Source organism: Pedococcus cremeus, from assembly GCF_900111375.1.
Taxonomy (GTDB): Bacteria; Actinomycetota; Actinomycetes; order Actinomycetales; family Dermatophilaceae; genus Pedococcus_A; species Pedococcus_A cremeus.
This window is the reverse complement of sequence record NZ_FOHB01000005.1, coordinates 145,544-169,907: the sequence shown is the minus strand read 5'-3', so window position 1 is coordinate 169,907 and position 24,364 is coordinate 145,544. Positions and strand designations below refer to the sequence as shown.

The following is a 24,364-nucleotide window of genomic DNA, read 5'->3' as shown; positions in this document are numbered from 1 at the left end:
ACCATGCCCCGAGCCGACAGCGCCGCTGCCGCAGTGTCCGCCGCCCCCACCCCTCTCCTCGTCCGGCTGAGGGGCCTGCGTCCCTCGCTCTCCCCGGCCGAGGACCGGGTGGCCGAGCAGGTGCTCGCCGACGCCCGCGCCGCCGCCGCCCTCACCATCAGCGAGCTGGCGGTCGCCGCGAACACCTCGGAGACCACGGTCCTGCGGTTCTGCAAGCGGCTGGGCCTGCCCGGCTACCCGCAGCTGCGGCTGGCCCTGGCCGAGGAGTCGGCCCAGCCGCGGGTGAGCGCCGCCAAGACCTCCGACATCAGCGCCAAGGACACCATCGACGACATCATCGCCAAGGTGGCGTTCGTCGACGCCAGCGCGGTCGAGGAGACCGCGCAGCAGCTCGACCGGCAGGCGCTCACCGAGGCGGCGTCCGCCGTCGCAGGCGCCAAGCGGGTCGACATCTACGGCATCGGCGCCAGCGCCATCGTGGGCACCGACCTGCAGCAGAAGCTCCACCGCATCGGGGCCATGGCCTTCGCCTGGAACGACCCGCACATCGCCCTGACGAGCGCCACCCTGCTGGCCCGCAAGGACGTCGCCATCGGCATCTCCCACTCCGGCACGACCAAGGAGACGATCGAGGCGCTCGAGGCGGCCGGCAAGCGGGGCGCGACGACCATCGCGATCACCAACTTCCCCGTGTCCCGGCTGGCGGCGACGGCCGACCTCGTCCTCACCACCGCCGCACGCGAGACGAGCTTGCGCTCCGGGGCGACGGCCAGCCGCATCGCCGCCCTGACCGTGGTGGACTGCCTCTACATCGCTGTCGCCCAGCGACACCTCAAGCGGGCGCGCAAGGCCGTGGAGGAGACGCGCGACGCCGTGTCGGGGCACCGGATCCTCTGACGTCCCTCAGTTACGGCCACCGTGGCCAGAATGTTACTGGTTCACATCATTGACGTAGCGATGGTGGGAAACTAACCTCGGCCGCGTGACACGAGACGTCAGGGTGAGCGCGCCCACCGAGGACCGCCACCCGGGCACCACCGGCATCGACACGCTCTCGACGCTGGAGGTGCTCCAGGTCATCAACGGCGAGGACGCCAAGGTCGCCCCGGCCGTCGCGGAGGTGCTCCCGACGCTCGCCGCCCTCGTCGACGTCGCGGTCGAGTCGCTGCGCGCCGGGGGAGCGGTGCACTACTTCGGCGCCGGCACCTCGGGTCGGCTGGCCGTGCTCGACGCGGCGGAGCTGCTGCCCACCTTCAACGCCCCGCCCGGTCTCTTCACGGCCCACCACGCCGGCGGCACCGAGGCCCTGCTCCGTGCGGTCGAGAACGTCGAGGACGACGTCGACCTCGGGCGCGCCGAGGCCGGGGCTCTGCGCCCGGGCGACATCGCCATCGGCCTGACCGCCTCGGGTCGCACCCCCTTCGTCGGCGGCGCGCTGACCTGCGCTCGAGAGCGAGGGGCCGTGACCGCGCTCGTCACCGCCAACCCGCACGCCGCCCTCGCGCCCCTGGCCGACCACCTGCTCGCCGTCAACACCGGCCCCGAGGCGATCACCGGCTCCACCCGCCTCAAGGCCGGCACGGCGCAGAAGCTGGTGCTCAACACCTTCTCGACCGCGGTGATGATCCGGCTCGGTCGCACCTGGTCCAACCTGATGGTCGACGTCGTCGCCACCAACGCCAAGCTCCGCGGGCGCGTGCTGCGCATCCTCCAGGAGGCCAGCGGCGCGGGGGAGGACGAGGCGCGGGTCGCCCTCGAGCAGGCCGGTGGCGAGCTCAAGCCCGCCCTGCTGTCGATGCTCGCCGGCGTCGACGCGGCCCAGGCCCGGACCGCCATCGCCGGTCACGGCGGGTCGGTGGCAGCGGCGCTCCAGTCCCTGCAGTCCCAGAACGGCACGACCGGCCCGACCCGCCCGTCCGGCACGGCCAGCCCCGCCACCCCGATCCGCACGAACAGCTCGAACACCACGAACCATGTCCCGACAGGAGAATCCGCATGACCCGCCGAACCCCCTGGAAGTACGTCGCGCTGGCCGCCCTCGGCAGCGCCGTGGCCCTCTCGGCCTGCGCGCCCTCGAGCGGGGGTGACTCCGGCGGCGGTGGCGACAAGGGGAAGACCACGCTGACCGTCTGGTCCTGGCGCGTCGAGGACGAGGCCGCCTACAACAAGATCTTCGACGTCTACGAGAAGTCGCACAAGGACGTCACCGTCGACTTCAAGCCGTTCAAGTCGACCGAGTACAACAAGATCCTGGCCACCGGCCTCTCGGGCTCCGACGGCCCGGACGTGCCGCAGGTCCGCTCCTACGGCCAGGTCCAGGCCACCATCGCCTCCGGCGCGCTCGTGCCCCTCGACGGCAAGGTCGACCTCACCGGCTGGGACGAGAACGTGCTCGCCAGCGCGAAGGGCAAGGAGGACGGGAAGCTCTACTCCGTGCCGCTGGCCCAGCAGGCCACGGTGATGTACTACAACAAGGGCCTCTTCGAGAAGAACGGCCTCAAGGCGCCCACCACCTGGGACGAGTTCATGGCGGCCAACAAGAAGCTCAAGGACGCCGGCGTGGTCCCGATCGCGGTCGGCGCCAAGGATGACTGGACCCTCCCGATCGTCCACGAGATCATCGGGGCCGCGACCTTCGGCGGGACGGACTTCCAGAAGGCCGTGCAGTCCGGCGACAAGAGCTTCACCGACCCGCAGTGGGTCGCCTCGGTGAAGCTGCTCAAGGACCTCGAGCCCTACATGCCCAAGAGTGTGGCGGGCGTGGCCTCCACCGACGCGCAGACCCTGTTCTCAGCCGAGAAGGCCGCCATGTACCCCGGTGGCTCCTTCGACCTCGCCGTCCTGCAGAAGGCCAACCCGAAGATGCAGATCGGTGTCTTCGAGGTCCCGCCGGCCGCCGGCGCCCCGAGCGGTGCGCAGCCGACGACCGCCGGCTGGGCTGACGGCAACTTCGCCGTCTCGAAGAAGTCCAAGCACCAGGAGCAGGCGCTCGAGCTCGTGAAGTGGATGTCCACCAAGGAGTTCGGCCAGATGGTCGCCGACGAGGTCAAGCAGATCTCGGCCGTGCCCGGTGTGGAGAACAAGGACGAGATCCTCCAGCAGATCGCCGACAACTACGAGAAGCACGGCTCGCCCTACCTGCTGCTGACCGACTTCCGGTACGGCACCCCGACCGGCACCGACCTGCTCGGCAAGGGCATCCAGGAGATGCTGCTGGGCAAGAAGGACGCCGCGGCGGTGAGCAAGGACCTCGACACCGGCGTCAAGACCTGGTTCAAGCCGGGCGCCTGAGCCCGGGCCAGCCTCCCGGACCACTAGCCTCTCCCACCATGCGTCGCCGCTCCGGCCTGCTCTTCGTCGCCCCCGCGCTCATCCTCTTCGGGGTGTTCGTGCTCTACCCGATGGTCACGGCGTTCTCCTACGCCTTCTACCACTGGCAGGGCACGACGCGCGGGGGCTTCGCAGGGTTCGAGCACTTCACGACCCTGTTCACGCGGGCCCCGTTCAAGACCGACATGCCCCGGGCGCTGCTGCACAACGTGCTGTTCTTCCTGGGCACCATGGCGTTCCAGAACACCATCGGGCTCACCGTGGCGCTGATGCTGCACCGCCGGGCCCGCACCCGGCGCATGCTGCAGACGCTCTACGCGATGCCGTACCTCGTCAGCCCGATCGTCATCGGCTACCTGTGGACGCTGCTGCTCTCGCCCACCTTCGGGCCGGTGAACCAGCTGCTGACGAAGATCGGGCTCGAGTCGTGGGCGCTGCCGTGGCTCGGTGACCCCGACACCGCGCTGTGGGTCGTGATCCTCGTGAGCGTGTGGCAGTGGATCGGCTTCCCGGTGCTGCTCTACGGCGCCGCGCTCGGCGGTGTGCCGGAGGAGCTGAACGAGGCGGCCCGGGTCGACGGCGCGAGCCACCGGCAGGCCTTCTTCCGGATCACCCTGCCGCTGCTGGTGCCGGCGATCGGCACGGTCAGCGTGCTGACGTTCATCTTCGCGATGGAGGCGTTCGCGCTGCCCTACGCCTTCGGCGGGTCCACCGGCAACCCGGCCGGCGCCACGGACTTCATCTCGCTGCTGTTCTACCGGACGGCCTTCGACTCCGGGGCGGCCAACGCCATCGGCACGTCGTCGGCCATGGCCACCTTGCTGTTCATCATCATCTTCGGCGGTGCGCTGGCGGCCACGGCCGTGCTGCGCCGCCACGAGCGGAGGATCACCGGATGAGCGCCCTGCCCGGCCTGCGCGCCGGCGCCCTCACGGCCGGCCGGCGCTCTCGTGCCCGCAGCTCGCAGAAGCCGGTCGGTGGCGTCACCGCCAGCCTGCTGCTGTGGGGCTACGCGGCGGTCGCCCTGGTGCCGCTGCTGCTCATGGTGGCCAGCTCGTTCCGCTCCAACGCCGACCTCATCAGCGACCCGCTCGGAGCTCCGTGGCCGCTGTCGGTGGCGAGCTACAAGGAGGCCTGGACGGTCGGCAACTTCGCCACCTACTTCGCCAACTCCCTGCTCGTGACGTGTGGGGCGGTCGCCCTGTCGACCGTGGTGGCGACCATGGCGGCATACGCGCTGGCCCGGGGGAGGTCACGGATCTTCCGGTGGCTGGAGGCGCTGTTCCTCTCCGGCCTGATGCTGCCGATCCACCTGGCGATCCTGCCGATCTTCTACCTCTTCGACGGCATGGGGCTCATCGACTCCCGGCTCGGCCTGGTGCTGATGTACGGCGCCTCGGGGGTGCCGTTCTCGATCTTCGTGCTGACCACCTTCTTCCGGCAGCTGCCGGTGGAGCTCGAGGAGGCCGCCCAGCTCGACGGCGCCAGCACGTGGCAGACGTTCGTGCGGATCATGGTGCCGCTGGTCCGACCTGCCGTGGCGACGGTGGCGGTGTTCCGCTTCGTGCCGATCTGGAACGACTTCCTCTTCCCCCTGGTGCTGCTGCGCAGGGAGGAGAAGTACACGCTGCCGGTGGGCCTGACCACGTTCTTCGGCGAGAACGCCACCAACTACTCGGCCGTCTTCGCCGGGCTGGTCATCACGACCGTGCCGCTGATCCTGCTGTTCCTGCTGGCCACCAAGCAGATCGTGGCCGGCCTGACGGCCGGGATGACGAAATAGCCCGTTCCTCAGGCCCGCTCGGCGCCCGCGCCTGCAGCTCCGCCTGCGTTTCCATCACGGGCCGGCGGCTGTGCCGTGTATGCCGCGATCGTGCGGTCGGCGCACGCCCGCACCTTCTCCGGGTCCTCCCCGGTGGCGAGGTGGGCGTCGTGCCAGCGTTCGCCGCTGGTGCCCATGAAGAGTCGGCCGTCGTCGGAGGCCGTCCAGGCGGCGGCCTCCTCCGGGCCCGACATCTCGTTGCCCGACAGGTGCAGCGAGAGGCCGAACAGCGCCATGTCCCAGCCGATGCCGACCGCTCCGGGGCCGAACTCGGCCCAGCGCTCCTCGTCGACGTGGGCGATGTGACGGAGCTCGAAGTGGGTGCCGCCGTGCTCGGCCGGCGACAGCCGCACCTCGACCCACGTGACGTCACCGCCGTACTCCCACGTGACGCCGAGCAGGTGCGGCGGCTCGCAGGTCTCGACGACGCCGCCGGCGTTGCCCTGCAGCTGGTAGCGGCCACCGAGCCGCAGGTCGCCGGAGACCGGTGTCAGCCAGCGGCCGATGCGGTCGGCGGTGGTGCAGGCCGCCCACACGTCGTCGATGGGGGCGTCGTAGGTCTGCCGCAGCACGGTCGCCTTGGCCTCGCGCCCGTCCACCGTGCGGGTCGCGACCTCGCGGTCGACCATCCCGAGCTGGGTGAGGGGTTCGTTCAGGTTCATGGTGCGCTCCTTCGTGGTCGGGTCTGGCGGGTGGGCTGCTGTTCCTGCGCTCGTCCAGGTCGGTCGCGCCGCGTGCGTCGCCCGCGGGCGAGCTCGGTGCCGAGGGCGTCGAGGCGCTGGGCCCAGAACCCGCGGAACTGGGCCACCCACGCGTCCACCTCCTCGAGCGGGCCGGGCTGCACGGCATACAGGCGCCTGGCGCCGTCGGCGCGCACGGAAGTGAACCCGTTGTCGCGCAGCACCTTCAGGTGCTGCGACACGGCGGGCTGGCTGATGCCGAACTCGGCGCGGATGACCTCGGCGAGCCGCCCCGAGGGCTTCTCGCCGTCGGCGAGCAGCTCGAGGATGCGGCGCCGCACCGGGTCGCCGAGGACGTCGAACGCGTGCACGACTCCATGTTTCAGAGCCTGCTTAGATAAGTCAAGACTTATAAGGGTTGCCATGAGGGAGCGGACATGATCGGGTCACGGCCGTGACGGTGGTCGTGGGGGTGGACGTGGGTGGCTCGGGCCTGCGGGTGCAGTGCCGGTATGCCGACGGGCCGGGTCCGGTGCTCGCCGGCACCGGCGCGCGGGTGGGCACCGCGGGGATCGACGTGGCGGCGCTGGCCGCCGACACCCGGTCGCTGCTCGCCGACGCCGGGGTCACCGAGCCCGACGTCGTGGTCTGGGGGATGCGCGGCCTGCTGTTCCTCGCCGACCGCGCCGAGGTGCTGGCGCAGGTGCACGCCGAGCTCGGCGCCTCTCGCACGGTGGTGACCAGCGACGCCGTGACCAGCCTCGTCGGGGCCATCGGGGGGCTGCGCCCGGGCGCGGTCGTGGCTGCCGGCACCGGGGCGGTGGCCTTCGGCAGCGACTTCGCCGACCACTGGAACCGGGTCGACGGCTGGGGGCACGTGCTCGGTGACCGCGGGTCCGCGGCGTGGCTCGGGCTCGAGGGCCTCAGCGCCGCCCTGCGTGCCAGGGACGGTGTGCCCGGCGGGTCCCCGGACCTCCTCGCCGCCGGGGAGGCCCGGTTCGGTCCCGTCGACGGCTGGCCGCGCCGGGTGATGACCACCGCCGACGCACCCCACGCGCTGGCCTCGTTCGCCCCCGACGTCGCCGCCGCCGCAGCCGCGGACCCGGTGGCGGCCGACCTCTGCGCGCGCGCCGGAAGGGCGCTCGCCGAGTCGCTGCTGGCCGCTGCCTCGGGTCTGGCGGCCCCGGTGCTGACTGGCACGGGCGGCCTGCTGCGGGCGGCCCCGGTGGCTGAGGCGCTGCACGAGCGGCTCAGGGAGGTGGGGCAGGTGCTGCAGCCCGCGACGGGGAGCGCACTCGACGGTGCGCTGGCCATCGGCGCCCACGTGGCGGAGACGGGCACGGCGCCCGAGCACCCGGCATACCTGCTCGCCCGCTGAGGCCATCGCTGCCCCACTGGTCACGTTCGCACCATCCGTGGTGCTTTGCGGTGGTGGGACACGTTTGGTCCCGGTACGGTCGAGCGTCTTTTGGCCCCCGACCAAGGAGGACGGCATGTCCGCTGAGGCACAGGTAAGAGAACAAGCAGAGGGAGCCCCCGAGCTCAGACGGCACGTAGGACGCATCGGGCTGCTCTTCGCGAGCGTGGGGTCGATCATCGGCTCCGGCTGGCTCTTCGGCGCCATGAACGCGTCGCAGGCCGCCGGCCCCGCCTCCGTCATCTCCTGGGCGCTGGGCGGCGTCATGATCCTGCTGATCGGGCTCTGCTACGCCGAGCTCGGCACGATGTTCCCGCTGTCGGGTGGAGTGGTGCGCTTCCCGCACATCGCCTTCGGCTCGTTCGCGAGCTTCGTCACCGGCTGGATCACCTGGGTGGCCTGCATGAGCGTCGCGCCCATCGAGGTCGAGGGCGCGCTCCAGTACGCCACGAAGTACGCCCCCTTCACCGAGAAGCACACGGTCGCCGATGGCAGCACCGTGCACACCCTGACCGGGCTCGGCCTGACCTTCGCCGTCGTGGCCATGGCGGTCTTCGTCGTCATCAACTACGTGGGCATCAAGTGGTTCGCCCGGGTGAACAACGCCCTCGTCTGGTGGAAGCTCGCGATCATCCTGGTCGTGATCGTGTCGTTCCTGTTCACGCAGTTCCACGGCGAGAACTTCACGTCCCAGGGGTTCAAGCCGGCCGGCTGGCACGGTGTCTTCACCGCCATCGCGACCTCCGGGATCGTCTTCTCCTACCTGGGGTTCCGGCAGGGCATCGAGCTGGCCGGTGAGACCGACAACCCGCGCCGGAACGTGCCGCTGGCCGTGATCGGCTCGGTGCTGCTGACCGCCCTCATCTACGTCCTGCTGCAGGTCGCCTTCATCGGCGCGCTGGCACCCGACAACATCGCCAAGGGCTGGGCCAACGTCAACTTCACCGACGATTTCGGCCCCCTCGCCGCAGTGGCCAGCATCCTCGGCCTGAGCTGGCTCGCGGTGCTGCTCTACATCGATGCGGTCGTCTCACCGGCGGACACCGGCCTGATCTACATCACGGTCACCTCGCGCATCTCCTACGCGATGGCCAAGAACGGCAACGCGCCCGAGGCGCTGGGGCGCACCAGCTCGCGTGGCGTGCCGCTCGTCAGCATGCTGCTGAGCTTCGTCGTCGGGCTCGTGCTGTTCCTGCCGTTCCCCAGCTGGCAGCAGCTGGTCGGGTTCATCACCTCGGCGACCGTGCTGTCCTTCGGGTCGGGCCCCCTCGTGCTCGCCGCGATGCGCCGCCAGATCCCGGACCAGGAGCGGCCGTTCAGGCTGCCCGGCGGGCACGTCATCCCGTTCCTGGGCTTCTGGTCCTCGAACATGATCGTCTACTGGACCGGCTGGCAGACCAACCTCAAGCTCTTCCTCGCCGTGCTCATCGGCTTCGGGCTGCTCGCGGTCACGAACCTCGTGCACCGCGGTCGCGGTGACTCGCACCGCTGGGACTGGAAGGCCGGCTCCTGGTACGTGCCCTGGCTTCTCGGCCTCGCGCTGTTCTCGTGGATGAGCGACTACGGCGGCGGGAAGGGCTGGCTCCACTTCGGGTCCGCGCTGCCCGTCATGCTGGCCTTCTCCGCGGCGATCTACGCGCTCGCCTACTCGGTGCGCCTCGACACCCCCACGGTGGAGGGCTACATCGAGGAGTCTCGCCGGGAGGCCGAGATCGAGGAGAAGCAGCTCAGCGGCGCCCACTGACGCCGACCCCCTGACGCCGACCCGAACGACGGCCCCCGGAGCGCGCTCCGGGGGCCGTCGTCACGGCCGGTGGATGGCCGGCGGCATGACCGGCTAGAGGAGACGTCGCAGGGGGCTGATCCGCGCCTCGCCCTTCGTGAACCCCAGCCGCCAGAAGGACATCGGGTCCATCCGGGCGCGGGTGGACACGACGGAGCGGCGCAAGGCGTCTTGGAGCGCCGCCTTCGGAGTCCACCCCCACGCCCAGAACATCGCCTGGCCGCCGTCGCTGTCCTCGAGCAGGAGCTGGTTGCGGAACAGCGCCAGGCCTCGCCCGGAGACCCGGCCACCTTGGTAGCTCACCGACCGCACGCGGGTGAGGCGGCGGAGGTCGACCTCACCGCCCGGAGCGCGGCGACGACCTTCGCGTCCTGGCACACCCAGCCGATCGCCGTCGATGAACACCCCCGGCGACAGCGCGACCAGCAGCGCCACGCCGATCGCCACCAGGGTGGCAAGGAGCAGCAGCGCCACCACCCCGGGATCCGCGCTGAACAGCATGGCTCCCACCAGGGCCACCAGTGGGAGCACCGGGAGCCACGCGGCCCGGTAGTTCGCGAACCTCTGCGTGGAGCGCGTCTCGCCGGCTGCCATGGACATTCGCCCCCACTCCTCCGCGTCCTTCGGCGGTGCGGCTTTCCCGCATGCCCTCGTCTGCCGCGGACATGCTCGCCGAAGAGCTCAGGTTCGAGGAAGGGGCTGAACGGGGGACTCGCGGAGTCCAAAGGGAAGTGGCGCTGGAGGGGGACGGCTTGGGTCGCTTCGCGACCCGCGGAGGATGGGGGAACCGTCGCTCGCTCGTTCCCCCGCCGCGACGGTTCCCGCGCGCTCGATAAACGAAAGAGACGGACCCCGAAAAGCGTGGGGTCCGTCTCTTTCGTTTGGCGGAGGATGGGGGATTTGAACCCCCGAGGGTTTTATCCCAACACGATTTCCAATCGTGCGCACTAGGCCACTATGCGAATCCTCCGCCGAGGAGAGTACCGGAGGGTGGTGCGATCGACCCAATCCGGTCAGGGGCCCTCGCAGCCACGGCCCAGCACCCTGCTTTGGTGATCGCCCGGGCTGGCCCTAGACTCGGCGGCGGCACCCCGCGTGGTGGTACCTCACCGAACTCCCCCAGGGCAGGAATGCAGCAAGGGTAGGCGAGCTCTTCCAGGTACGCGGGGTGTCCCTGTTCTCCGGCTCGGCCCCGGGCCAGGAAGCCGGTCCGCGGCATACCGCGGTGTCCCCGGCGGCAGTTAGGGTTCCCACGTGAGCACCGCCCTGTACCGCCGCTACCGACCCGAGACCTTCGCCGACGTCATCGGGCAGGAGCACGTGACGGAGCCGCTCATGCAGGCGCTGCGGACCGGCCGGGTCAACCATGCCTACCTCTTCTCGGGTCCGCGCGGCTGTGGCAAGACCACGAGCGCCCGCATCCTCGCCCGTTGTCTGAACTGCGAGCAGGGGCCGACCCCCGAGCCGTGCGGCACCTGCGACTCCTGCGTGGCCCTGGCCCGCGGCGGCTCCGGCACGGTCGACGTCATCGAGATCGACGCGGCCAGCCACGGTGGCGTCGACGACGCCCGCGACCTGCGCGAGCGCGCGTCCTACGGTCCGGCCCAGAGCCGCTACAAGATCTACATCATCGACGAGGCGCACATGGTGACGCCGCAGGGCTTCAACGCCCTGCTCAAGATCGTCGAGGAGCCGCCGGAGCACGTGAAGTTCGTCTTCGCGACGACCGAGCCCGAGAAGGTCATCGGCACCATCCGCTCCCGCACCCACCACTACCCGTTCCGCCTCGTGCCGCCGCAGCGGCTGCAGGCCTACATGGAGCAGCTCTGCGCGTCCGAGGGCGTGAAGGTCGCCCCCGGCGTGCTGTCGTTCGTCGTCCGCGCCGGCGGCGGCTCGGTGCGTGACTCGCTCTCGGTGCTCGACCAGCTCATCGCCGGCTCCGGTGACGACGGGCTCACCTATGAGGGCGCCGCCGCCCTGCTCGGCTTCACCGACGCCGAGCTGCTCGACGCCATCATCGACGCCTTCGCCGCCGGCGACGGAGCGGGCGTCTTCACCCAGATCGACCGCGTCATCGAGACCGGCCTCGACCCGCGGCGCTTCGTCGAAGACCTCCTCGAGCGGCTGCGCGACCTGATCGTCGTCGCCGCCGTGCCCGACGGCGCCGCCTCCGTGCTGCGCGGGCTGCCCGAGGACCAGGTCGAGCGGATGCGCCAGCAGGCCGCGGCGTTCGGCCAGGGCACGCTGTCGCGCGCCGCCGACATCGTCAACGCCGGCCTCACCGAGATGACCGGCGCCACCGCGCCGCGCCTGCAGCTCGAGCTGATCTGTGCCCGCGTGCTCCTCCCGGCCGCCTCCGGCGAGAGCGGGTATGCCGCGCGGCTCGACCGCATCGAGCGTCGCCTCGAGGTGGGAGGCGTGCCCACCGGCGCCGCCCCCGGCGGCCACGGCACCGGGACTCGTCCGGCGCCGCCGGCGCCCCAGGTCGCGGCAGCTCCGCCGCCCACCGCGCCCTCCGTCGCTGCGACGGCCCCGGCTGCCGCTGCGCCGACGGTGGAGCCGGAGTTCTCCGACGCCCCGGCCGAGGCGGGTGGCCTGACGGGAGCGGCCGCAGCCCGCGCCGCCGCCCGGGCGACCTCGCCCTCGGCCCCGCACCCGGATCCCCAGGAGTCGGGCCGGCCGGCCCCGGCCCAGCCAGTTCCAGCCCAGCGGGCCCCCGAGCGCTCCGCGCCTGACGGGCGTGCCGACCACCACGAGGCGACCGCGCCCACCGCCCCTGCCGGGCAGCGCCCCGCGTCGGCTCGCGAGCGGACCGCCGCCCCGGCCGAGGCACCCGCGCCGGCGGCCGGTGGCATCGACACCGCTGCGATCCGTCGCGCGTGGCCTGACGTCCTCACCTGGCTCTCGCGCAACAAGCGGGTCACCTGGACCCTGGTCTCCGACCACGCCCACGTGCAGAGCTACGACGGCACGCGCCTCGAGCTCGGCATCGCGCCCACCGCGCTGCTGGTGCGCTTCCGGCAGGGCCCGCACACCGAGCTGGTCCGCCAGGCCCTCATCGACGTCCTCGGGGTCGATGCCCGAGTCGAGTGCGTGCCCGTCCCCGAGGGGCAGACCCCCGCCGGTGCGGGCGGCCAGGCCCCTTCGGCCACCGCCCCATCGTCGTCGGCACAGCCGGCGTCCTCCCAGACCGGGCCCGGGGCGACGTCCCCGGCACCTTCCACCCCTGGTGACCCGGGGCTGGAAGCTGCCGCGCGGCATACCGGTGAGGCCGGCGACAGCTGGGCCAACAGGTCAGCGGCACCCGACAGCGCTCCGTCCTGGGCGAGCGAGCCGCCGCCGGCCGCGGACCCGGGCGCGGCCCCCGGCGAGGCGCCGCCGCAGATGTCGCACCTCAAGCGGGCCCTGGCCGTCGTCGAGGCGGAGGGGCCTGCAGCCACCCCGGAGGCCCGGGTCGCCGATGACAGTGCCGCGAGCGACGACGACGAGGACATCGAGGGCCTCGGCGAGGTCGGCCGACCGGTCATCGAGCGGATCCTCGGCGGCCGCGTCATCGAGGAGAGCTGACCGCGGGCCCCCAGCGTTCGCGGCGAAGGCCTGGCCCGCCCAGCCGTGGCCGCCCTGGCCGTGGCCGCCCAGCCTTGGCCGTGCGCCGTCAGCTGACCTTCAGCTGCGCCTCGCCGAGCCGGCCGCCCTCCGGCTCGCACGTCACGTCGTAGGTCCCCCTGCTCAGCGAGAGGTCCGCGGGTTCCTCCTCGCCACCGGGTGCGGTGAGCACGACCGCACCCTGCGGATCCGTCACCGTCGCGCGCCCGCTTCCGAGCACCCGCACGCTGTGCGCGCCGGCCGGCACGGAGGAGCGGTTGATCCGGCAGCCCTCCAGGACGACCTCCAACCCGGTGCTGCTGGGCTTCGGCTCCGCGGCGCCGCTGCACCCGGCCAGCCCGGCGAGGGCAGCCAAGGTCAGGGCGGCTGCGCCGGTGCGGAGCGCGAGCCGTCGGCGGCCGGGGCGCCGGGTGACGGGGACGGACGTCATCGCCCCAGTGAACCAGCCCGCGCCGCGCCCGCCGAGGAGGGCGCGAGGGCATAGGCTCAGGGTGTGTACGAGGGTGTGGTCCAGGACCTGATCGACGAGCTCGGCCGCCTTCCCGGCGTCGGGCCCAAGAGCGCGCAGCGGATCGCGTTCCACCTGCTGCAGGCCGACCCCGCCGACGTGCGCCGCCTGGTCTCCGCGCTGGTCGAGGTCAAGGAGAAGGTCCGCTTCTGCGAGGTCTGCGGCAACGTCGCGGAGGGCGAGAAGTGCCGCATCTGCGCCGACTCGCGCCGCGACGGCTCGGCGATCTGCGTGGTCGAGGAGCCCAAGGACGTCGTCGCCATCGAGCGCACCCGCGAGTTCCGCGGCCGCTACCACGTGCTCGGCGGGGCGATCAGCCCCATCGAGGGCGTGGGCCCCGACGACCTGCGGATCAAGGAGCTCATGACGCGGCTGGCCTCCGGTGAGGTCACCGAGATCATCATCGCCACCGACCCGAACCTCGAGGGCGAGGCCACCGCGAGCTACCTGGCCCGGTTCCTGCGCCCGATGGGGCTGAGGGTCACGCGACTCGCCTCCGGCCTCCCGGTCGGGGGCGACCTGGAGTACGCCGACGAGGTCACTCTCGGCCGAGCCTTCGAGGGAAGGAGACTGCTCGATGCCTGACGATCTGGGCCTGCTGGCCGACGAGTCCGCGCGCGAGGCACAGGCGTTCCTCGACACCATGACGGAGGTCGCCTCCGGTGCGGCTCCCGATGCCGCGCTGCCGATGACCCTGCTCGCCCTCTCGCAGGTGCTGCTGATGGGGGCCCGGCTGGGAGCCATCCAGGACGTCGTCCCGGCCGAGCGCTACGAGCCCGACCCCGGTCCGGACGCCGACATCGACCCGCTGCGCACCGGGGTGGCCAACCTCTTCGAGGGCCTCGACGACTACACCCACGTGGTCGACCCGCTTCTCGACGTCGACGTGGTGCGCGGCTCGGTCTCCAACGACCTGGCCGAGATCGCCTCGGCACTGGTCCACGGGCTGCGCCACCACGCGGAGGGGCGCACCACCGAGGCCTTGTGGTGGTGGCAGTTCAGCTACGTGCAGTCGTGGGGCGACGCCGGCGCCCGGGCGCTCCGGGTGCTGCTGTCGCTGCTCAGCCACGTGCGGCTCGACGCTGACGAGGAGACCGTGGCCGACGCGGAGTTCGACGCGCTGCACCCGTGACGACGCGGCCCGCGTGAGGCCTGCTCAGTCCTCGTCAGGTGGCAGCACCTGCAGCACCCGCGCGATGAACTCGTTGAACTCGTGCATGTAGGTGCGCAGGAAGTCCTCGGTGCCCTCGTCGCTGACCGACCCGTCGTCGCCGAACACGCCCGGCTTGAACTGGATGTAGGCCTCGATGGCGTTCATCTGTGGGGAGTTGCAGAAGCTGAGGATGCTCTTGAGGTGCTGCTGGCCCACCGCGGTGCCGATCGCACCCGGTGAGGCGCCGATCGTCGCGCTGGGCTTGCGGGCGAAGGAGTTCTGGCCCCACGGTCGGCTGGCCCAGTCGATCGCGTTCTTCAGGGCGCCGGGGATCGACCGGTTGTACTCCGGTGTCACGAAGAGCACCCCGTCGACCGCGGCGATCGCGTCCTTGAGGGCCTGCGCGGCCGCCGGGTAGCTGCCGTCGAGGTCGCGGTTGTAGAGCGGCAGGTCGCCGATGGGGAGCTCGGTCATCTCCATGTGCGACGGCGCGAGCCGGACCAGTGCCTTGGAGAGCGTCCGGTTGATGGAGTCCTGCGAGAGGCTGCCGACGAAGTAACCGACCTTGTGCGTCGTCATGCTGTCCACCCTTCGAGTCGGGGCCGGCAGGGCACCGGCCCCTGCCAGCCTGTGCCCCCGGGGCGGCGTCGGCAACAGAGGGAGCCGGTGGCGGGTGCAGGAGGCGACTCGGGTGCCGTTGGCCACGCAGCGGGTGGCTCAGGCGATGCGCGTGCCGTTCGGCAGGCGGCGGATCGGGGTGCGCAGGCGACGCTCGGCCACTGCGGTGGCGCCCCCACCGGCCAGCAGCAGGAAGACCAGCCCGAACGGCCACACGGCGGCGTCCTTGGCGGCAGCGGCGTTCGGGTCGACCGGCTGCTGGCCCGCCGGGCCGTCGACCCAGCACTCCTGGCGAAGCTCAGTGGTCTCGCCGACCCGAGCCGCCCGGGAGCCCTCGCTGATCCACCGCATGGGGGTGAACCCCATGCCCTGGTCGGGGTTCGCCGGCGGCTCGGACGGTGCGGCATCGGCGACCACGACGAAGGGGTTGAGCGGCAGCATCCACCAGATGCGCTCGGTGTGCGTCACGTTGCGCGTCTCGTCGTGCTCGACGCAGTCTGCCTTCGTGGGCACGCGCTCGGCTCCCGGCACGAAGTTGCCGTTCGCGTCATAGGTCGGTTCGTTCTGGTCGAAGAAGTCGTTCGGTATGCCGTAGACCCGCACCGTCTCCTCCTTGTTGACGAGGAAGGCGGAGAGGCCGAACCCGATGACGGTGCCGAAGACGAGGGCTCCGAGCGCAAGGTAGGTCAGCACGGCCGAGGCGACGGGCCGCGCGGTCAGGGTGGAGAACATCAGGCCGAGGGCGCAGACCACCGCCAGGACCAGCAGGAGCACCACGACCGCCAGCAGGATCCGCCCCACCGAGACACCGCCCTCGACCCACGCCCAGGCCAGGAACGGCAGGGCGGTGACGAGGAACGCGCCCGAGATGGCCCACGCCGCGAGCAGCTTGCCGAGCACCAGGTCGGCCGAGGTCAGCAGGGTCGTCTGGAGGGTGGCCAGCACCCCGTGCTCGCGGTCGCCGTTGATCGACGTGGCGGTCAGTGACGGCACCACGAGCATGCCCAGGCCCAGCACGAAGAAGATGACGACGTCGTACATCGCGGCGCCCGACCGGGCGTCGGGGTCGTTGAGCGCGAGGTAGCTGAGCACCGACACCAGGGCGATGACCGCGAACCAGATGGCGAGCACCACCACCCACTTCGAGGCCCGGGCGCGCTGGCGCAGCTCGAGGCGGGCGACCGTGCTGATCCCGTGCCAGCTCACTGTCGGTCCTCCGTCGCTGCGAGGTAGGCCGACTCGAGGGCGCCCCGGGTCGGCGTGAAGGCGGTGACGCGAACCCCCGCGCCGATGAGGTCGGTGAGCAGCCGGGCGGCGTTCTCCTCGCCGGCCACCTCGACCTCGACCATCCCGCCGTGCACCTGCTGCGCCGGCACGTGCCGCGAGGTGAGGAACTCGGTGAGCCGCAGCGGGTCGAGGCTGTCGATGCGCCAGCTCGCCAGCGCGGTCGTCACCGCCTCGCCGTCGAGCTGCTGGGTCTCGATGCTGCGGCCGCGAGCGACGATGACCGCCCGGTCGGCGACCTCCTGGAGCTCGGTGAGGATGTGGCTGGAGACCAGCACCGTGCGGCCCTCCGCGGCCAGCGACCGCAGGATGTCGCGCAGCTCGATCCGGCTGCGCGGGTCCAGGCCCGACGCCGGCTCGTCGAGCAGCAGCACGCTGGGGTCGTTGACCAGCGCCCGGGCCAGGCCGAGGCGCTGCTTCTGTCCGCGCGAGAGCACCCGGGCGCGCCGGTCGGCGAGGTCGGCGAGGTGCACGGTGTGCAGCAGCGCCTCCGCGCGCTCCCGCGCCTGCGGCGCCGGGATCCGGTATGCCGCGGCGATCGTCTCGAGCACCTCGCGCACCGTGAGGGCGTCCCAGGTGCCGAAGCCGTCGGGCATCCAGCCGATCCGGGCCCGGACCTCCGCAGGTGCGGTGACCGGGTCGTGCCCGTCGATGCGGACGGTCCCGCGGTCGGGCACCAGCAGGCTCGCCAGCATCAGCAGCAACGTCGTCTTGCCGGAGCCGTTGGGGCCGATGAGCGCGGTCACCTCGCCCGGCCGGGCCGTCAGGCTGATGTCGTCGACGGCGAGCACGTCACCGAAGGCGCGGCGCACGCCGGCCACCTCGATGCCCCTCCCGCCGCTGGTCGGGCCCCCCTCGGTCAGCATCTGCGCAGGGTAGCGGGGCAGCTACCCCCTCCATCCCCGGTCGAGGTAAACACGCCGGGGCTCTCCGGCGTGTTTACCTCGACCGGCGAGGCGCGGCGCCAGGGAGAGGTGGCACGAGGCTGGGAGCCGGCCGTCCGGCATACGGCAGGGGCGTCTCACAGGGAGGACGGTCGTTAGACTGGCCGCTCCGCCGCCCACCCGAACCGGAGCAGTCAGTGAGCCTTGTCGTCCAGAAGTACGGTGGTTCGTCCCTGGCCGACGCCGAGAGCATCAAGCGCGTCGCCCGGCGGATCGTGGAGACCCGGAAGGCCGGCAACGACGTGTGCGTCGTCGTCTCGGCGATGGGTGACACGACCGACGAGCTGCTCGACCTCGCCCAGGAGGTCAGCCCGCTGCCGCCGGCCCGCGAGATGGACATGCTGCTCACCGCGGGCGAGCGCATCTCGATGGCACTGGTCGCCATGGCCATCGCCAACCTCGGCCACACCGCCCGGTCGTTCACCGGGTCGCAGGCCGGCGTCATCACCGACGAGGTGCACGGCAAGGCCCGCATCATCGACGTCACGCCCGGCCGCATCACCAGCGCCCTGTCCGACGGGCACATCGTGATCGTCGCCGGCTTCCAGGGCGTCAGCCAGGACACCAAGGAGATCACCACGCTCGGCCGGGGTGGATCCGACACCACCGCGGTGGCGCTCGCCGCCGCCCTCAAGGCCGACGTCTGCGAGATCTACAGCGACGTCGACGGCGTCTTCACCGCCGACCCGCGGATCGTGCCGACGGCGCGCAAGGTCGACCGCATCTCCACGGAGGAGATGCTCGAGCTCGCCGCCTCCGGTGCCAAGATCCTGCTGCACCGCTGCGTCGAGTACGCCCGCCGCTACGACATGCCCATCCACGTGCGCTCCTCGTTCTCCTACAGCGAGGGCACCTGGGTGATCCCGAACCTCTACGAAGGGAACGAGATGGAAGCGCCGATCATCGCCGGGGTCGCCCACGACCGCAGCGAGGCCAAGATCACCGTCGTCGGGGTGCCCGACCGCCCGGGCAAGGCCGCCGAGATCTTCCAGGCCGTCTCCGACGCGGCGGTCAACATCGACATGATCGTGCAGAACGTCTCGGCCACCGCCACCGGCCTGACCGACATCTCGTTCACCCTGCCCAAGAGCGACGGCCAGACCGGCGTGCAGGCGCTGAAGAAGATCCAGGAGCAGGTCGGGTTCGCCCAGCTCCAGTACGACGACCAGATCGGCAAGCTGTCGCTGGTGGGCGCGGGCATGCGCTCGCACCCCGGCGTGTCCGCCACCCTGTTCAAGGCGCTCGCCGACGCCGGCGTCAACATCGAGATGATCTCCACCTCCGAGATCCGCATCTCCGTCGTCACCCGCGTCGACGTGCTCGACGACGCGGTGCGGGCGGTCCACACGGCGTTCGGGCTGGACTCCGCCGACGGGGAAGCCGTCGTCTACGGAGGCACCGGGCGGTGATCTCCCGGTCCCCACAGCAGGCCAGGCCGACCCTGGCCGTGGTGGGAGCGACCGGTGCCGTGGGCTCCGTGATGCTGCGGGTGCTCAGCCACCGGGCCGACGTCTGGGGTGAGATCCGCCTGGTCGGCTCACCACGGTCGGTCGGCCGCACGCTGACCGTCTGCGGCCGCGACGTGGTCGTGCAGGAGCTCACCGACGACGTCTTCGACGGCGTCGACGTGGCCCTGTTCCACGTCCCGGAGGACGTGGCCGCGCAGTGGGCGCCGATCGCCGTCGACCGGGGAGCAGTGGTCGTCGACAGCAGCAGCGCCTTCCGGACCGCCCCCGACGTGCCCCTGGTGGCCGCGGCGGTCAACCCGGCGCAGGTGCGCAACAGGCCGCGGGGCATCATCGCCAACCCCGCGTGCGCCACCCTGACCATGATCGACGCCCTCGGAGCGCTCCACAGCGGCTGGGAGCTGACCGAGCTGGTCGTCTCCACCTACCACGCCGCCTCCTCCGTGGGGCAGGCCGGGATCGAGCGTCTGCACGACGAGCTCGAGGCCGTCGCGGGGCAGCGGGGCCTCGGCCAGCAGGCCAGCGACATCCGCGCCGCCCTCAGCGACCGCCTCGACGAGGAGTCACCGTTCGTGGCCCCGCTGGCCCTGAACGTCGTGCCGTGGATCGGCTGGCCCGTCGAGGACGGCTGGACCTCGGAGGAGCTGTCCGTGCGCCACGAGGCGCGCCGGGTCCTCGGCCTGCCCGACCTCAAGGTCTCGGCGACCTGCGTGCGGGTGCCGGTCGTGACGGGCCACTCCATGGCGGTGCATGCCACCTTCGCCCGGCCGATCAAGGTCGCCGACGCCCGCCAGGCGCTGGTCGAGGCGCCGTCGGTGGTGGTGCTCGACGAGCCCGACCAGCGCGAGTTCCCCACCCCCGCCGACATCGTCGGCTCCGACCCGACCTTCGTCGGGCGGATGCGGCAGTCGCTCGACTTCCCGCACACCATCGAGCTGTTCATCTGCAGCGACAACCTGCGCAAGGGCGCCGCGCTCAACACGGTGCAGGTGGCCGAGCTGGTCGCCAAGGACCTCGCGGTGGTGCGCTGACGTGGACCTCTCCGGCTGGAGCGACGAGGTCGAGGAGATCTCGCAGCAGTATGCCGCGCGCTTCGGCGTCGAGCGGACCTCACCGTGGTTCCTGCTCAAGCTGCAGGAGGAGGTCGGGGAGCTGACCCAGGCCTACCTCCAGGCCACCGGGCAGGGCCGTGACAAGGGCCGCTCGGCGGGTGAGCTCCGGCAGGACCTCGAGGCAGAGGTGGCCGACGTGCTGGCCATGCTGCTGCTCTTCGCGCGCCACCACGGGGTCGACGTCGAGGACGCCCTCGACCGCAAGTGGCTGGCCTACCGCGCCGTCAACGCTCCGCACCTCGCCGACGACGCGTCGGCCTGAACGGGCTAATGCCGTTGGCGTAGGCGCCATGGGGCGAACGGCTCTGCCGGTTGTCCCACGGCTTTCCTACGATGGGTCCTGCGGGCCTTCGGTCACGCCGGTGCCACGGGTCAGTGAAGACATGGTTACAACGGTGTTGTTTCTCATGTGACTGGTGTGACTGGAGTGCACACTTGTCGCAAGGACTTCAGCACCACCAGGGGGCACAGATGACCGAGCAGGACCTGACGCAGGAACCCTCGCCCGAGGAGCGCCGGCGCAAGCACCGGACCCGCCAGATCCTGATCTTCGTCACCCTGCCCGGCGTGCTGCTCGGCACCGCGACCGTCTCGGCCGCCTACTCCCAGGGGTGGCTGACGCCGACACCGCCGAAGGCCGCGTGCAGCCCGCAGGTGGTCCCGGCCCCGAAGCGGAGCTCGTTCACGGTCAACGTGCTCAACGCCACCGGCCGGGACGGCATGGCGGCCACGGTCGCCAAGGGCCTGTCGCAGCGCAAGTTCTCCATCGGCGGCATCTCCAACGCCCCCGAGACCTGGTACGTCACCCAGCCCGCGGTCGTCCACTACGGCCCGAAGTTCCTCGACCAGGCCCTGCTCGTCCAGCAGCAGATCCCGGGCGCCGAGCTGTTCCAGGACGACGGCCGCGTGAGCAAGAGCGTCGACGTCGTCGTGGGCCTGGGCTACAAGGAGATTGTGCCGCTGCCGCCGCGGTTCGACCCGCTGCCGCGCGAGATCACCATGAACGTCTACAACACGACGTTCCGCGAGGGCCTGGCGAGCACGGTCGCCAAGGAGTTCAAGCAGCGCGGCTTCAAGGTCAAGGAGGTCTCGAACGACCCCCTGAAGACCCTGCAGATGGGCACGGCGCTGATCCGCTTCGGCGAGGAGGGGGACCTCGCCGCCAAGATCGTCGCGCAGCACATCCCCAAGGCGACCCTCCTGAAGGACGGACGCGCGGGCACGAAGGTCGACGTCGTCATCGGCAACGCCTTCACCGGGCTGACCCCGCTGGCCCAGGTGCCGGCGCCGGCGCCGCGGCCGAAGCAGGCCACGCCGACCGTCGCCCGCCCGTGCAGCGACAACTGAGCCCGGCCGCCCCGACCAGCCGCCGGACGCATTTGGCCTGACCGGGACCGGCGGGCACGATGGTGCCCCATGACGTCCCGCCCGCGCCCCGCGTCCGTGGCCCTGGCATCGGCGTCGTTGCTGACCGTGCTGCTTGCCGGCTGTGGGGGAGACGCCGGCCAGGCACGCCCCGGCGCGACCGCCTCCAGCGCCGCCCCGACGCCCTCCTCGGCCTCCGCCTCGTCGACGACCGAGCCGCCGAGCACGACGACGTCACGACCGACCCCCAGCAGTGCAGCCCGCACGACGACCCGCACCGCCGCGCCGACGAGGGCCGGCACGACGCCGACCCGCCTGAAGGGCACGGCCTCGGGCGAAGGGCAGGCGCTCGCCCCGGTGCCGGCCACCGGCCCGCAGCCGACGGTCCGCTTCCCGCGCAACAACCCTGCCGAGGGTCGCGGCGCCAACGCGGTGGTCGCCCCCGTCCCGGACGCACTGTGGAACCGCATGGCGGGGTACTCGTGGGCCCCGGGCTGCCCGGTCGGCCGCAGCAGCCTGCGCCTCGTCACCGTGAACTTCTGGGGCTTCGACGGCAAGCGCTCGCGCGGGGCCCTCGTCGTCAACCGCACCGTCGCGGGCCAGGCCGTGGCTGCGTTCACCCGCCTCTACGACCTGCGCTTCCGGGTCCGCCAGATGCGCCCGATGGACTCGACCTGGGGCCGCAACCCCAAGGGTCCCGGCGCCAACGACTACGCGGCGATGGACGCCGACAACACCTCCGCCTTCAACTGCCGCTACGTCGGCGGCGAGGAGGCGTCCAAGCGCTGGTCCAACCACGCCTATGGCACCGCCATCGACGTCAACGACTTCGAGAACCCCTACCTCGCCGCCGACGGCACCGTCTACCCCGACCCCTGGTGGGCCCGCCGCCGCAGCCCCGCGCCCGGCGTGTTCTCCTCCAGCAGCAGCCCCGCCGTGCGCGCCTTCACCAGCCAGGGCCTGCGCTGGGGCGGCCTGTGGGCCCAGCCCGACTACCAGCACTTCGACGCCCGGTGAGCACTCCATGACCCATCGCCCCAGCACCTCCCCGCACCCGAGCCGGTATGCCGCGCGGCTGGCCTCCGTGGTTGGCGCGGCTGCCCTGCTCCTCACCGCCTGTGGCGGGGCCGACCAGGCTGCCCCTCGGCCCTCCTCCCCGAGCGCGAGCACCTCGAGCGCGACCAGTCGCACCCTGTCGACCCCGACGACCAGCCGCACCCCGACGCCCTCACCGAGCACGACCAGGCCGAAGCCGAAGCCGGAGGCCCCCACCACCCGGACGGCCACCCCGACCGCGAGCCGCTCCACCCGGCGGGCGACCGCCGCTCCGAAGCCGATCGCTCCGAAGCCTGCCGCTCCAGTCAACCGCTGCCGGGTGCCGTCGGGGGTCACGGCGGCGCAGGTCGTGCTCGTCGAGGCCGCCGGGTCGAGCGCCACCGTGCGCGCCTGCCGGCGGACCTCGGGCGGCTACACCACCGAGCTCGGCCCCTACTACGGGCACGTCGGCCGCAACGGGATCACGTACAGCAAGCGCGAGGGCGACATGAGGACCCCCGCCGGGGTGTTCCCGCTCCGTGGGGGCTTCGGCGCCTACGCCGACCCCGGCCTGCGGGTCGGCAGCTGGCTGCGGGTCGACAGCCGCGACGTGTGGGTCGACGACCCCGCCTCCTCGCTCTACAACACCCACCAGCGCACCCCGGCCAACGGGCGCTGGGCGAGCGCGGAGAAGCTGCTGAACCAGCCGGCATACAACTATGCGCAGGTGATCGGCTGGAACGAGGCACGCGTGCCCGGCAAGGGCTCGGCGATCTTCTTCCACGTCGACAAGGGCGCCGGCACGGCCGGCTGCGTCTCCATCCCGACCCGGGGCCTGCTGGCGGTGCTGCGGTGGGAGCGCTCCGGCGCGGTGATGGCGATCCGCTGAGCCGCTGGCAGGTCGCAGCGCGACCCGGCAGAGTAGGGCCATGACCGTGCGTACTGTCGCCATGCTGACCGCCGGCGGGCTCGCGCCCTGCCTCTCCTCGGCCGTCGGGGGGCTGATCGAGCGCTACACCGAGGTGGCCCCGGACGTGCGGATCATCGCCTACCGCAACGGGTATGCCGGGCTGCTCACCGGCGACTCGGTGGAGGTCACCGACGAGGTTCGCGCCGAGGCGCACCTGCTGCACCGGTTCGGTGGCAGCCCGATCGGCAACAGCCGGGTGAAGCTGACCAACGTCGAGGACTGCGTGAAGCGGGGGCTGGTGCAGGAGGGACAGGACCCCCTGCACGTGGCGGCCGAGCAGCTCGAGCGCGACGGCGTCGACGTGCTGCACACCATCGGCGGTGACGACACCAACGGCACCGCCGCCGACCTCGCGGCCTACCTGCACCAGAACGACTACGAGCTCACGGTCGTCGGCCTGCCGAAGACCATCGACAACGACATCATCCCGATCCGGCAGTCCCTCGGCGCCTGGACGGCCGCCGAGCAGGGCGCCGTCTTCGCCCGCAACATCATCGCCGAGCACACCTCGAACCCGCGCATGCTCATCGTCCACGAGGTCATGGGCCGGCACTGCGGCTGGTTGGCTGCGGCGACCGCCCGCGAGCACCACGAGTGGGTGAAGGCCCAGGAGTGGTCGGGTTGGCTCGAGAACGACCCCCGCCGCTGGGACGTGCACGGCGTCTACGTGCCCGAGCGGCCGTTCGACATCGCAGCCGAGGCCAAGCGGCTGCGTGCGGTCATGGACGAGTACGACTGCGTGAACCTCTTCCTCTCCGAGGGAGCCGGCGTCAACGAGGTGGTCGAGGCCATGGAGGCCGCGGGCGAGCAGGTCACCCGCGACCCGTTCGGCCACGTGCAGATCGACAAGATCAACCCCGGCCAGTGGTTCGCCAAGCAGTTCGCCGCCCAGCTCGGCGCCGAGAAGGTGCTGGTGCAGAAGAGTGGCTACTTCTCCCGCTCGGCGGCCTCGAACGACGCCGACCTCGCCCTGATCAAGCGGTGCACCGACCACGCCGTCGACGCCGCGCTGCGCGGGGAGTCCGGCGTCGTGGGGCAGGACGAGGAGCGCGGCGACGAGCTGCGTGCGGTGGAGTTCGACCGGATCAAGGGCGGCAAGGCGTTCGACACCTCCACCGCGTGGTTCACGGAGCTGCTCGCCGACCTCGGCCAGGCCTGAGCCCCGGTCGTCGGGTCACCGAGACCATTCGGCGAGGGGTGGTTGCCGAGACGGCCGCGGTGCAGCAGGGTGCGAGACGGACACGACAGTGGTCGCCGCGCTCGGCGCGGCC

At 71.8% G+C, this 24,364-nt stretch carries 24 protein-coding genes, 1 tRNA gene and 1 other RNA gene; 18 read left to right on the top strand and 8 right to left on the bottom strand.

Going from position 1 to position 24,364, the window contains the following annotated elements:
* Positions 1-3: 3 nt before the first annotated feature.
* The 5 genes from BMW78_RS11595 to BMW78_RS11575 all read left to right on the top strand — a co-directional run bounded on the left by BMW78_RS11595 (position 4) and on the right by BMW78_RS11575 (position 5,113).
* Positions 4-897, top strand: coding sequence for a MurR/RpiR family transcriptional regulator (locus BMW78_RS11595; RefSeq protein WP_091759602.1), 894 nt, complete (start codon positions 4-6; stop codon positions 895-897).
* Between the two features lie 85 nt (positions 898-982).
* Positions 983-1,999 (top strand): N-acetylmuramic acid 6-phosphate etherase, encoded by a 1,017-nt coding sequence (locus tag BMW78_RS11590; protein ID WP_091759599.1) that lies wholly within the window; start codon positions 983-985, stop codon positions 1,997-1,999.
* Positions 1,996-3,291, top strand: a complete 1,296-nt coding sequence (locus tag BMW78_RS11585; RefSeq protein ID WP_091759594.1) for an ABC transporter substrate-binding protein — start codon at positions 1,996-1,998, stop codon at positions 3,289-3,291. Before BMW78_RS11590 ends, BMW78_RS11585 begins: the two co-directional genes overlap by 4 nt.
* A gap of 38 nt (positions 3,292-3,329) precedes the next feature.
* The gene (locus tag BMW78_RS11580) at positions 3,330-4,229 is read left to right on the top strand and encodes a carbohydrate ABC transporter permease (protein WP_091759591.1); all 900 of its coding nucleotides are present in this window, start codon (positions 3,330-3,332) and stop codon (positions 4,227-4,229) included.
* The gene (locus BMW78_RS11575) at positions 4,226-5,113 is read left to right on the top strand and encodes a carbohydrate ABC transporter permease (protein WP_091759588.1); all 888 of its coding nucleotides are present in this window, start codon (positions 4,226-4,228) and stop codon (positions 5,111-5,113) included. Before BMW78_RS11580 ends, BMW78_RS11575 begins: the two co-directional genes overlap by 4 nt.
* Positions 5,114-5,121: 8 nt before the next feature.
* Here the strand turns inward: BMW78_RS11575 and BMW78_RS11570 are convergent, their stop codons facing one another.
* A complete protein-coding gene (locus tag BMW78_RS11570; RefSeq protein ID WP_177180361.1) occupies positions 5,122-5,814 on the bottom strand; it encodes an SRPBCC family protein in 693 nt (230 codons plus the stop codon).
* Positions 5,811-6,203, bottom strand: coding sequence for an ArsR/SmtB family transcription factor (locus BMW78_RS11565; RefSeq protein ID WP_091759585.1), 393 nt, complete (start codon positions 6,201-6,203; stop codon positions 5,811-5,813). Before BMW78_RS11565 ends, BMW78_RS11570 begins: the two co-directional genes overlap by 4 nt.
* Before the next feature lie 83 nt (positions 6,204-6,286).
* Here BMW78_RS11565 and BMW78_RS11560 point away from each other — a divergent pair, with 83 nt between their 5' ends.
* Together BMW78_RS11560 and BMW78_RS11555 are read left to right on the top strand one after the other, a co-directional pair.
* A complete protein-coding gene (locus tag BMW78_RS11560) occupies positions 6,287-7,210 on the top strand; it encodes a BadF/BadG/BcrA/BcrD ATPase family protein (RefSeq protein WP_091759582.1) in 924 nt (307 codons plus the stop codon).
* A 115-nt stretch (positions 7,211-7,325) separates the two neighbouring features.
* Positions 7,326-8,993: an APC family permease gene (locus BMW78_RS11555; protein ID WP_091759579.1), complete on the top strand. Its 1,668-nt coding sequence runs from the start codon at positions 7,326-7,328 to the stop codon at positions 8,991-8,993.
* A gap of 93 nt (positions 8,994-9,086) precedes the next feature.
* On the opposite strand, the gene BMW78_RS20465 is transcribed toward BMW78_RS11555, so the two are convergent.
* Positions 9,087-9,632, bottom strand: a complete 546-nt coding sequence (locus BMW78_RS20465) for a hypothetical protein (RefSeq protein ID WP_143056230.1) — start codon at positions 9,630-9,632, stop codon at positions 9,087-9,089.
* Positions 9,633-9,914: 282 nt separating this feature from the next.
* Positions 9,915-10,002: transfer RNA gene (locus BMW78_RS11540), tRNA-Ser, on the bottom strand.
* Positions 10,003-10,114: 112 nt separating this feature from the next.
* Between BMW78_RS11540 and ffs the strand changes: the two genes are divergently transcribed.
* Positions 10,115-10,213, top strand: an RNA gene (gene ffs / locus BMW78_RS11535) — signal recognition particle sRNA small type.
* 73 nt (positions 10,214-10,286) lie between these two features.
* The gene (locus BMW78_RS11530) at positions 10,287-12,599 is read left to right on the top strand and encodes a DNA polymerase III subunit gamma and tau (protein WP_091759571.1); all 2,313 of its coding nucleotides are present in this window, start codon (positions 10,287-10,289) and stop codon (positions 12,597-12,599) included.
* Positions 12,600-12,687: 88 nt separating this feature from the next.
* Here the strand turns inward: BMW78_RS11530 and BMW78_RS11525 are convergent, their stop codons facing one another.
* Positions 12,688-13,068: a hypothetical protein gene (locus BMW78_RS11525; protein ID WP_091759569.1), complete on the bottom strand. Its 381-nt coding sequence runs from the start codon at positions 13,066-13,068 to the stop codon at positions 12,688-12,690.
* Between the two features lie 63 nt (positions 13,069-13,131).
* On the opposite strand from BMW78_RS11525, the gene recR reads away from it, so the two are divergent.
* Positions 13,132-13,731: a recombination mediator RecR gene (recR, locus tag BMW78_RS11520; RefSeq protein ID WP_091759567.1), complete on the top strand. Its 600-nt coding sequence runs from the start codon at positions 13,132-13,134 to the stop codon at positions 13,729-13,731.
* Positions 13,724-14,278 (top strand): DUF5063 domain-containing protein, encoded by a 555-nt coding sequence (locus BMW78_RS11515; protein WP_091759564.1) that lies wholly within the window; start codon positions 13,724-13,726, stop codon positions 14,276-14,278. Before recR ends, BMW78_RS11515 begins: the two co-directional genes overlap by 8 nt.
* Positions 14,279-14,302: 24 nt before the next feature.
* Here the strand turns inward: BMW78_RS11515 and BMW78_RS11510 are convergent, their stop codons facing one another.
* The 3 genes from BMW78_RS11510 to BMW78_RS11500 all read right to left on the bottom strand — a co-directional run bounded on the left by BMW78_RS11510 (position 14,303) and on the right by BMW78_RS11500 (position 17,067).
* Positions 14,303-14,878 (bottom strand): NADPH-dependent FMN reductase, encoded by a 576-nt coding sequence (locus BMW78_RS11510; protein WP_091759562.1) that lies wholly within the window; start codon positions 14,876-14,878, stop codon positions 14,303-14,305.
* Between the two features lie 138 nt (positions 14,879-15,016).
* Positions 15,017-16,123, bottom strand: coding sequence for an ABC transporter permease (locus tag BMW78_RS11505; protein ID WP_091759560.1), 1,107 nt, complete (start codon positions 16,121-16,123; stop codon positions 15,017-15,019).
* On the bottom strand, positions 16,120-17,067 hold the full coding sequence (locus BMW78_RS11500; protein ID WP_091759557.1) for an ABC transporter ATP-binding protein: 948 nt from the start codon (positions 17,065-17,067) through the stop codon (positions 16,120-16,122). Before BMW78_RS11500 ends, BMW78_RS11505 begins: the two co-directional genes overlap by 4 nt.
* 215 nt (positions 17,068-17,282) lie before the next feature.
* Between BMW78_RS11500 and BMW78_RS11495 the strand changes: the two genes are divergently transcribed.
* The 7 genes from BMW78_RS11495 to BMW78_RS11465 all read left to right on the top strand — a co-directional run bounded on the left by BMW78_RS11495 (position 17,283) and on the right by BMW78_RS11465 (position 24,252).
* Positions 17,283-18,554, top strand: a complete 1,272-nt coding sequence (locus BMW78_RS11495; protein WP_091759554.1) for an aspartate kinase — start codon at positions 17,283-17,285, stop codon at positions 18,552-18,554.
* On the top strand, positions 18,551-19,642 hold the full coding sequence (locus BMW78_RS11490) for an aspartate-semialdehyde dehydrogenase (RefSeq protein WP_342707730.1): 1,092 nt from the start codon (positions 18,551-18,553) through the stop codon (positions 19,640-19,642). Before BMW78_RS11495 ends, BMW78_RS11490 begins: the two co-directional genes overlap by 4 nt.
* Before the next feature lies 1 nt (position 19,643).
* Complete coding sequence (locus tag BMW78_RS11485; RefSeq protein ID WP_143056229.1) at positions 19,644-19,985, top strand: MazG nucleotide pyrophosphohydrolase domain-containing protein; 342 nt, start codon at positions 19,644-19,646, stop codon at positions 19,983-19,985.
* 209 nt (positions 19,986-20,194) lie between these two features.
* Entirely contained in the window at positions 20,195-21,070 is an 876-nt protein-coding gene (locus BMW78_RS11480; protein ID WP_177180360.1) for a LytR C-terminal domain-containing protein, read from the top strand.
* 69 nt (positions 21,071-21,139) lie between these two features.
* Positions 21,140-22,105, top strand: a complete 966-nt coding sequence (locus tag BMW78_RS11475; protein WP_091759549.1) for a M15 family metallopeptidase — start codon at positions 21,140-21,142, stop codon at positions 22,103-22,105.
* A gap of 7 nt (positions 22,106-22,112) precedes the next feature.
* Positions 22,113-23,012 carry a L,D-transpeptidase family protein gene (locus BMW78_RS11470; protein WP_091759546.1) on the top strand — a complete coding sequence of 300 codons (900 nt, stop codon included), beginning with the start codon at positions 22,113-22,115 and terminating at the stop codon, positions 23,010-23,012.
* A 40-nt stretch (positions 23,013-23,052) separates the two neighbouring features.
* On the top strand, positions 23,053-24,252 hold the full coding sequence (locus BMW78_RS11465; protein WP_091759544.1) for a pyrophosphate--fructose-6-phosphate 1-phosphotransferase: 1,200 nt from the start codon (positions 23,053-23,055) through the stop codon (positions 24,250-24,252).
* The last annotated feature ends 112 nt before the right edge of the window (positions 24,253-24,364 follow it).

Coding starts and splice junctions, on each gene's coding strand:
- BMW78_RS11525 (WP_091759569.1), bottom strand. CDS start 13,068: ATGACGTCCGTCCCCGTCACCCGGCGCCCCGGCCGCCGACGGCTCGCG.
- BMW78_RS11515 (WP_091759564.1), top strand. CDS start 13,724: ATGCCTGACGATCTGGGCCTGCTGGCCGACGAGTCCGCGCGCGAGGCA.
- BMW78_RS11555 (WP_091759579.1), top strand. CDS start 7,326: ATGTCCGCTGAGGCACAGGTAAGAGAACAAGCAGAGGGAGCCCCCGAG.
- BMW78_RS11470 (WP_091759546.1), top strand. CDS start 22,113: ATGACCCATCGCCCCAGCACCTCCCCGCACCCGAGCCGGTATGCCGCG.
- BMW78_RS11480 (WP_177180360.1), top strand. CDS start 20,195: ATGACCGAGCAGGACCTGACGCAGGAACCCTCGCCCGAGGAGCGCCGG.
- BMW78_RS11465 (WP_091759544.1), top strand. CDS start 23,053: ATGACCGTGCGTACTGTCGCCATGCTGACCGCCGGCGGGCTCGCGCCC.
- BMW78_RS11575 (WP_091759588.1), top strand. CDS start 4,226: ATGAGCGCCCTGCCCGGCCTGCGCGCCGGCGCCCTCACGGCCGGCCGG.
- BMW78_RS20465 (WP_143056230.1), bottom strand. CDS start 9,632: ATGTCCATGGCAGCCGGCGAGACGCGCTCCACGCAGAGGTTCGCGAAC.
- BMW78_RS11585 (WP_091759594.1), top strand. CDS start 1,996: ATGACCCGCCGAACCCCCTGGAAGTACGTCGCGCTGGCCGCCCTCGGC.
- BMW78_RS11510 (WP_091759562.1), bottom strand. CDS start 14,878: ATGACGACGCACAAGGTCGGTTACTTCGTCGGCAGCCTCTCGCAGGAC.
- BMW78_RS11500 (WP_091759557.1), bottom strand. CDS start 17,067: ATGCTGACCGAGGGGGGCCCGACCAGCGGCGGGAGGGGCATCGAGGTG.
- BMW78_RS11475 (WP_091759549.1), top strand. CDS start 21,140: ATGACGTCCCGCCCGCGCCCCGCGTCCGTGGCCCTGGCATCGGCGTCG.
- BMW78_RS11580 (WP_091759591.1), top strand. CDS start 3,330: ATGCGTCGCCGCTCCGGCCTGCTCTTCGTCGCCCCCGCGCTCATCCTC.
- BMW78_RS11570 (WP_177180361.1), bottom strand. CDS start 5,814: ATGAACCTGAACGAACCCCTCACCCAGCTCGGGATGGTCGACCGCGAG.
- BMW78_RS11595 (WP_091759602.1), top strand. CDS start 4: ATGCCCCGAGCCGACAGCGCCGCTGCCGCAGTGTCCGCCGCCCCCACC.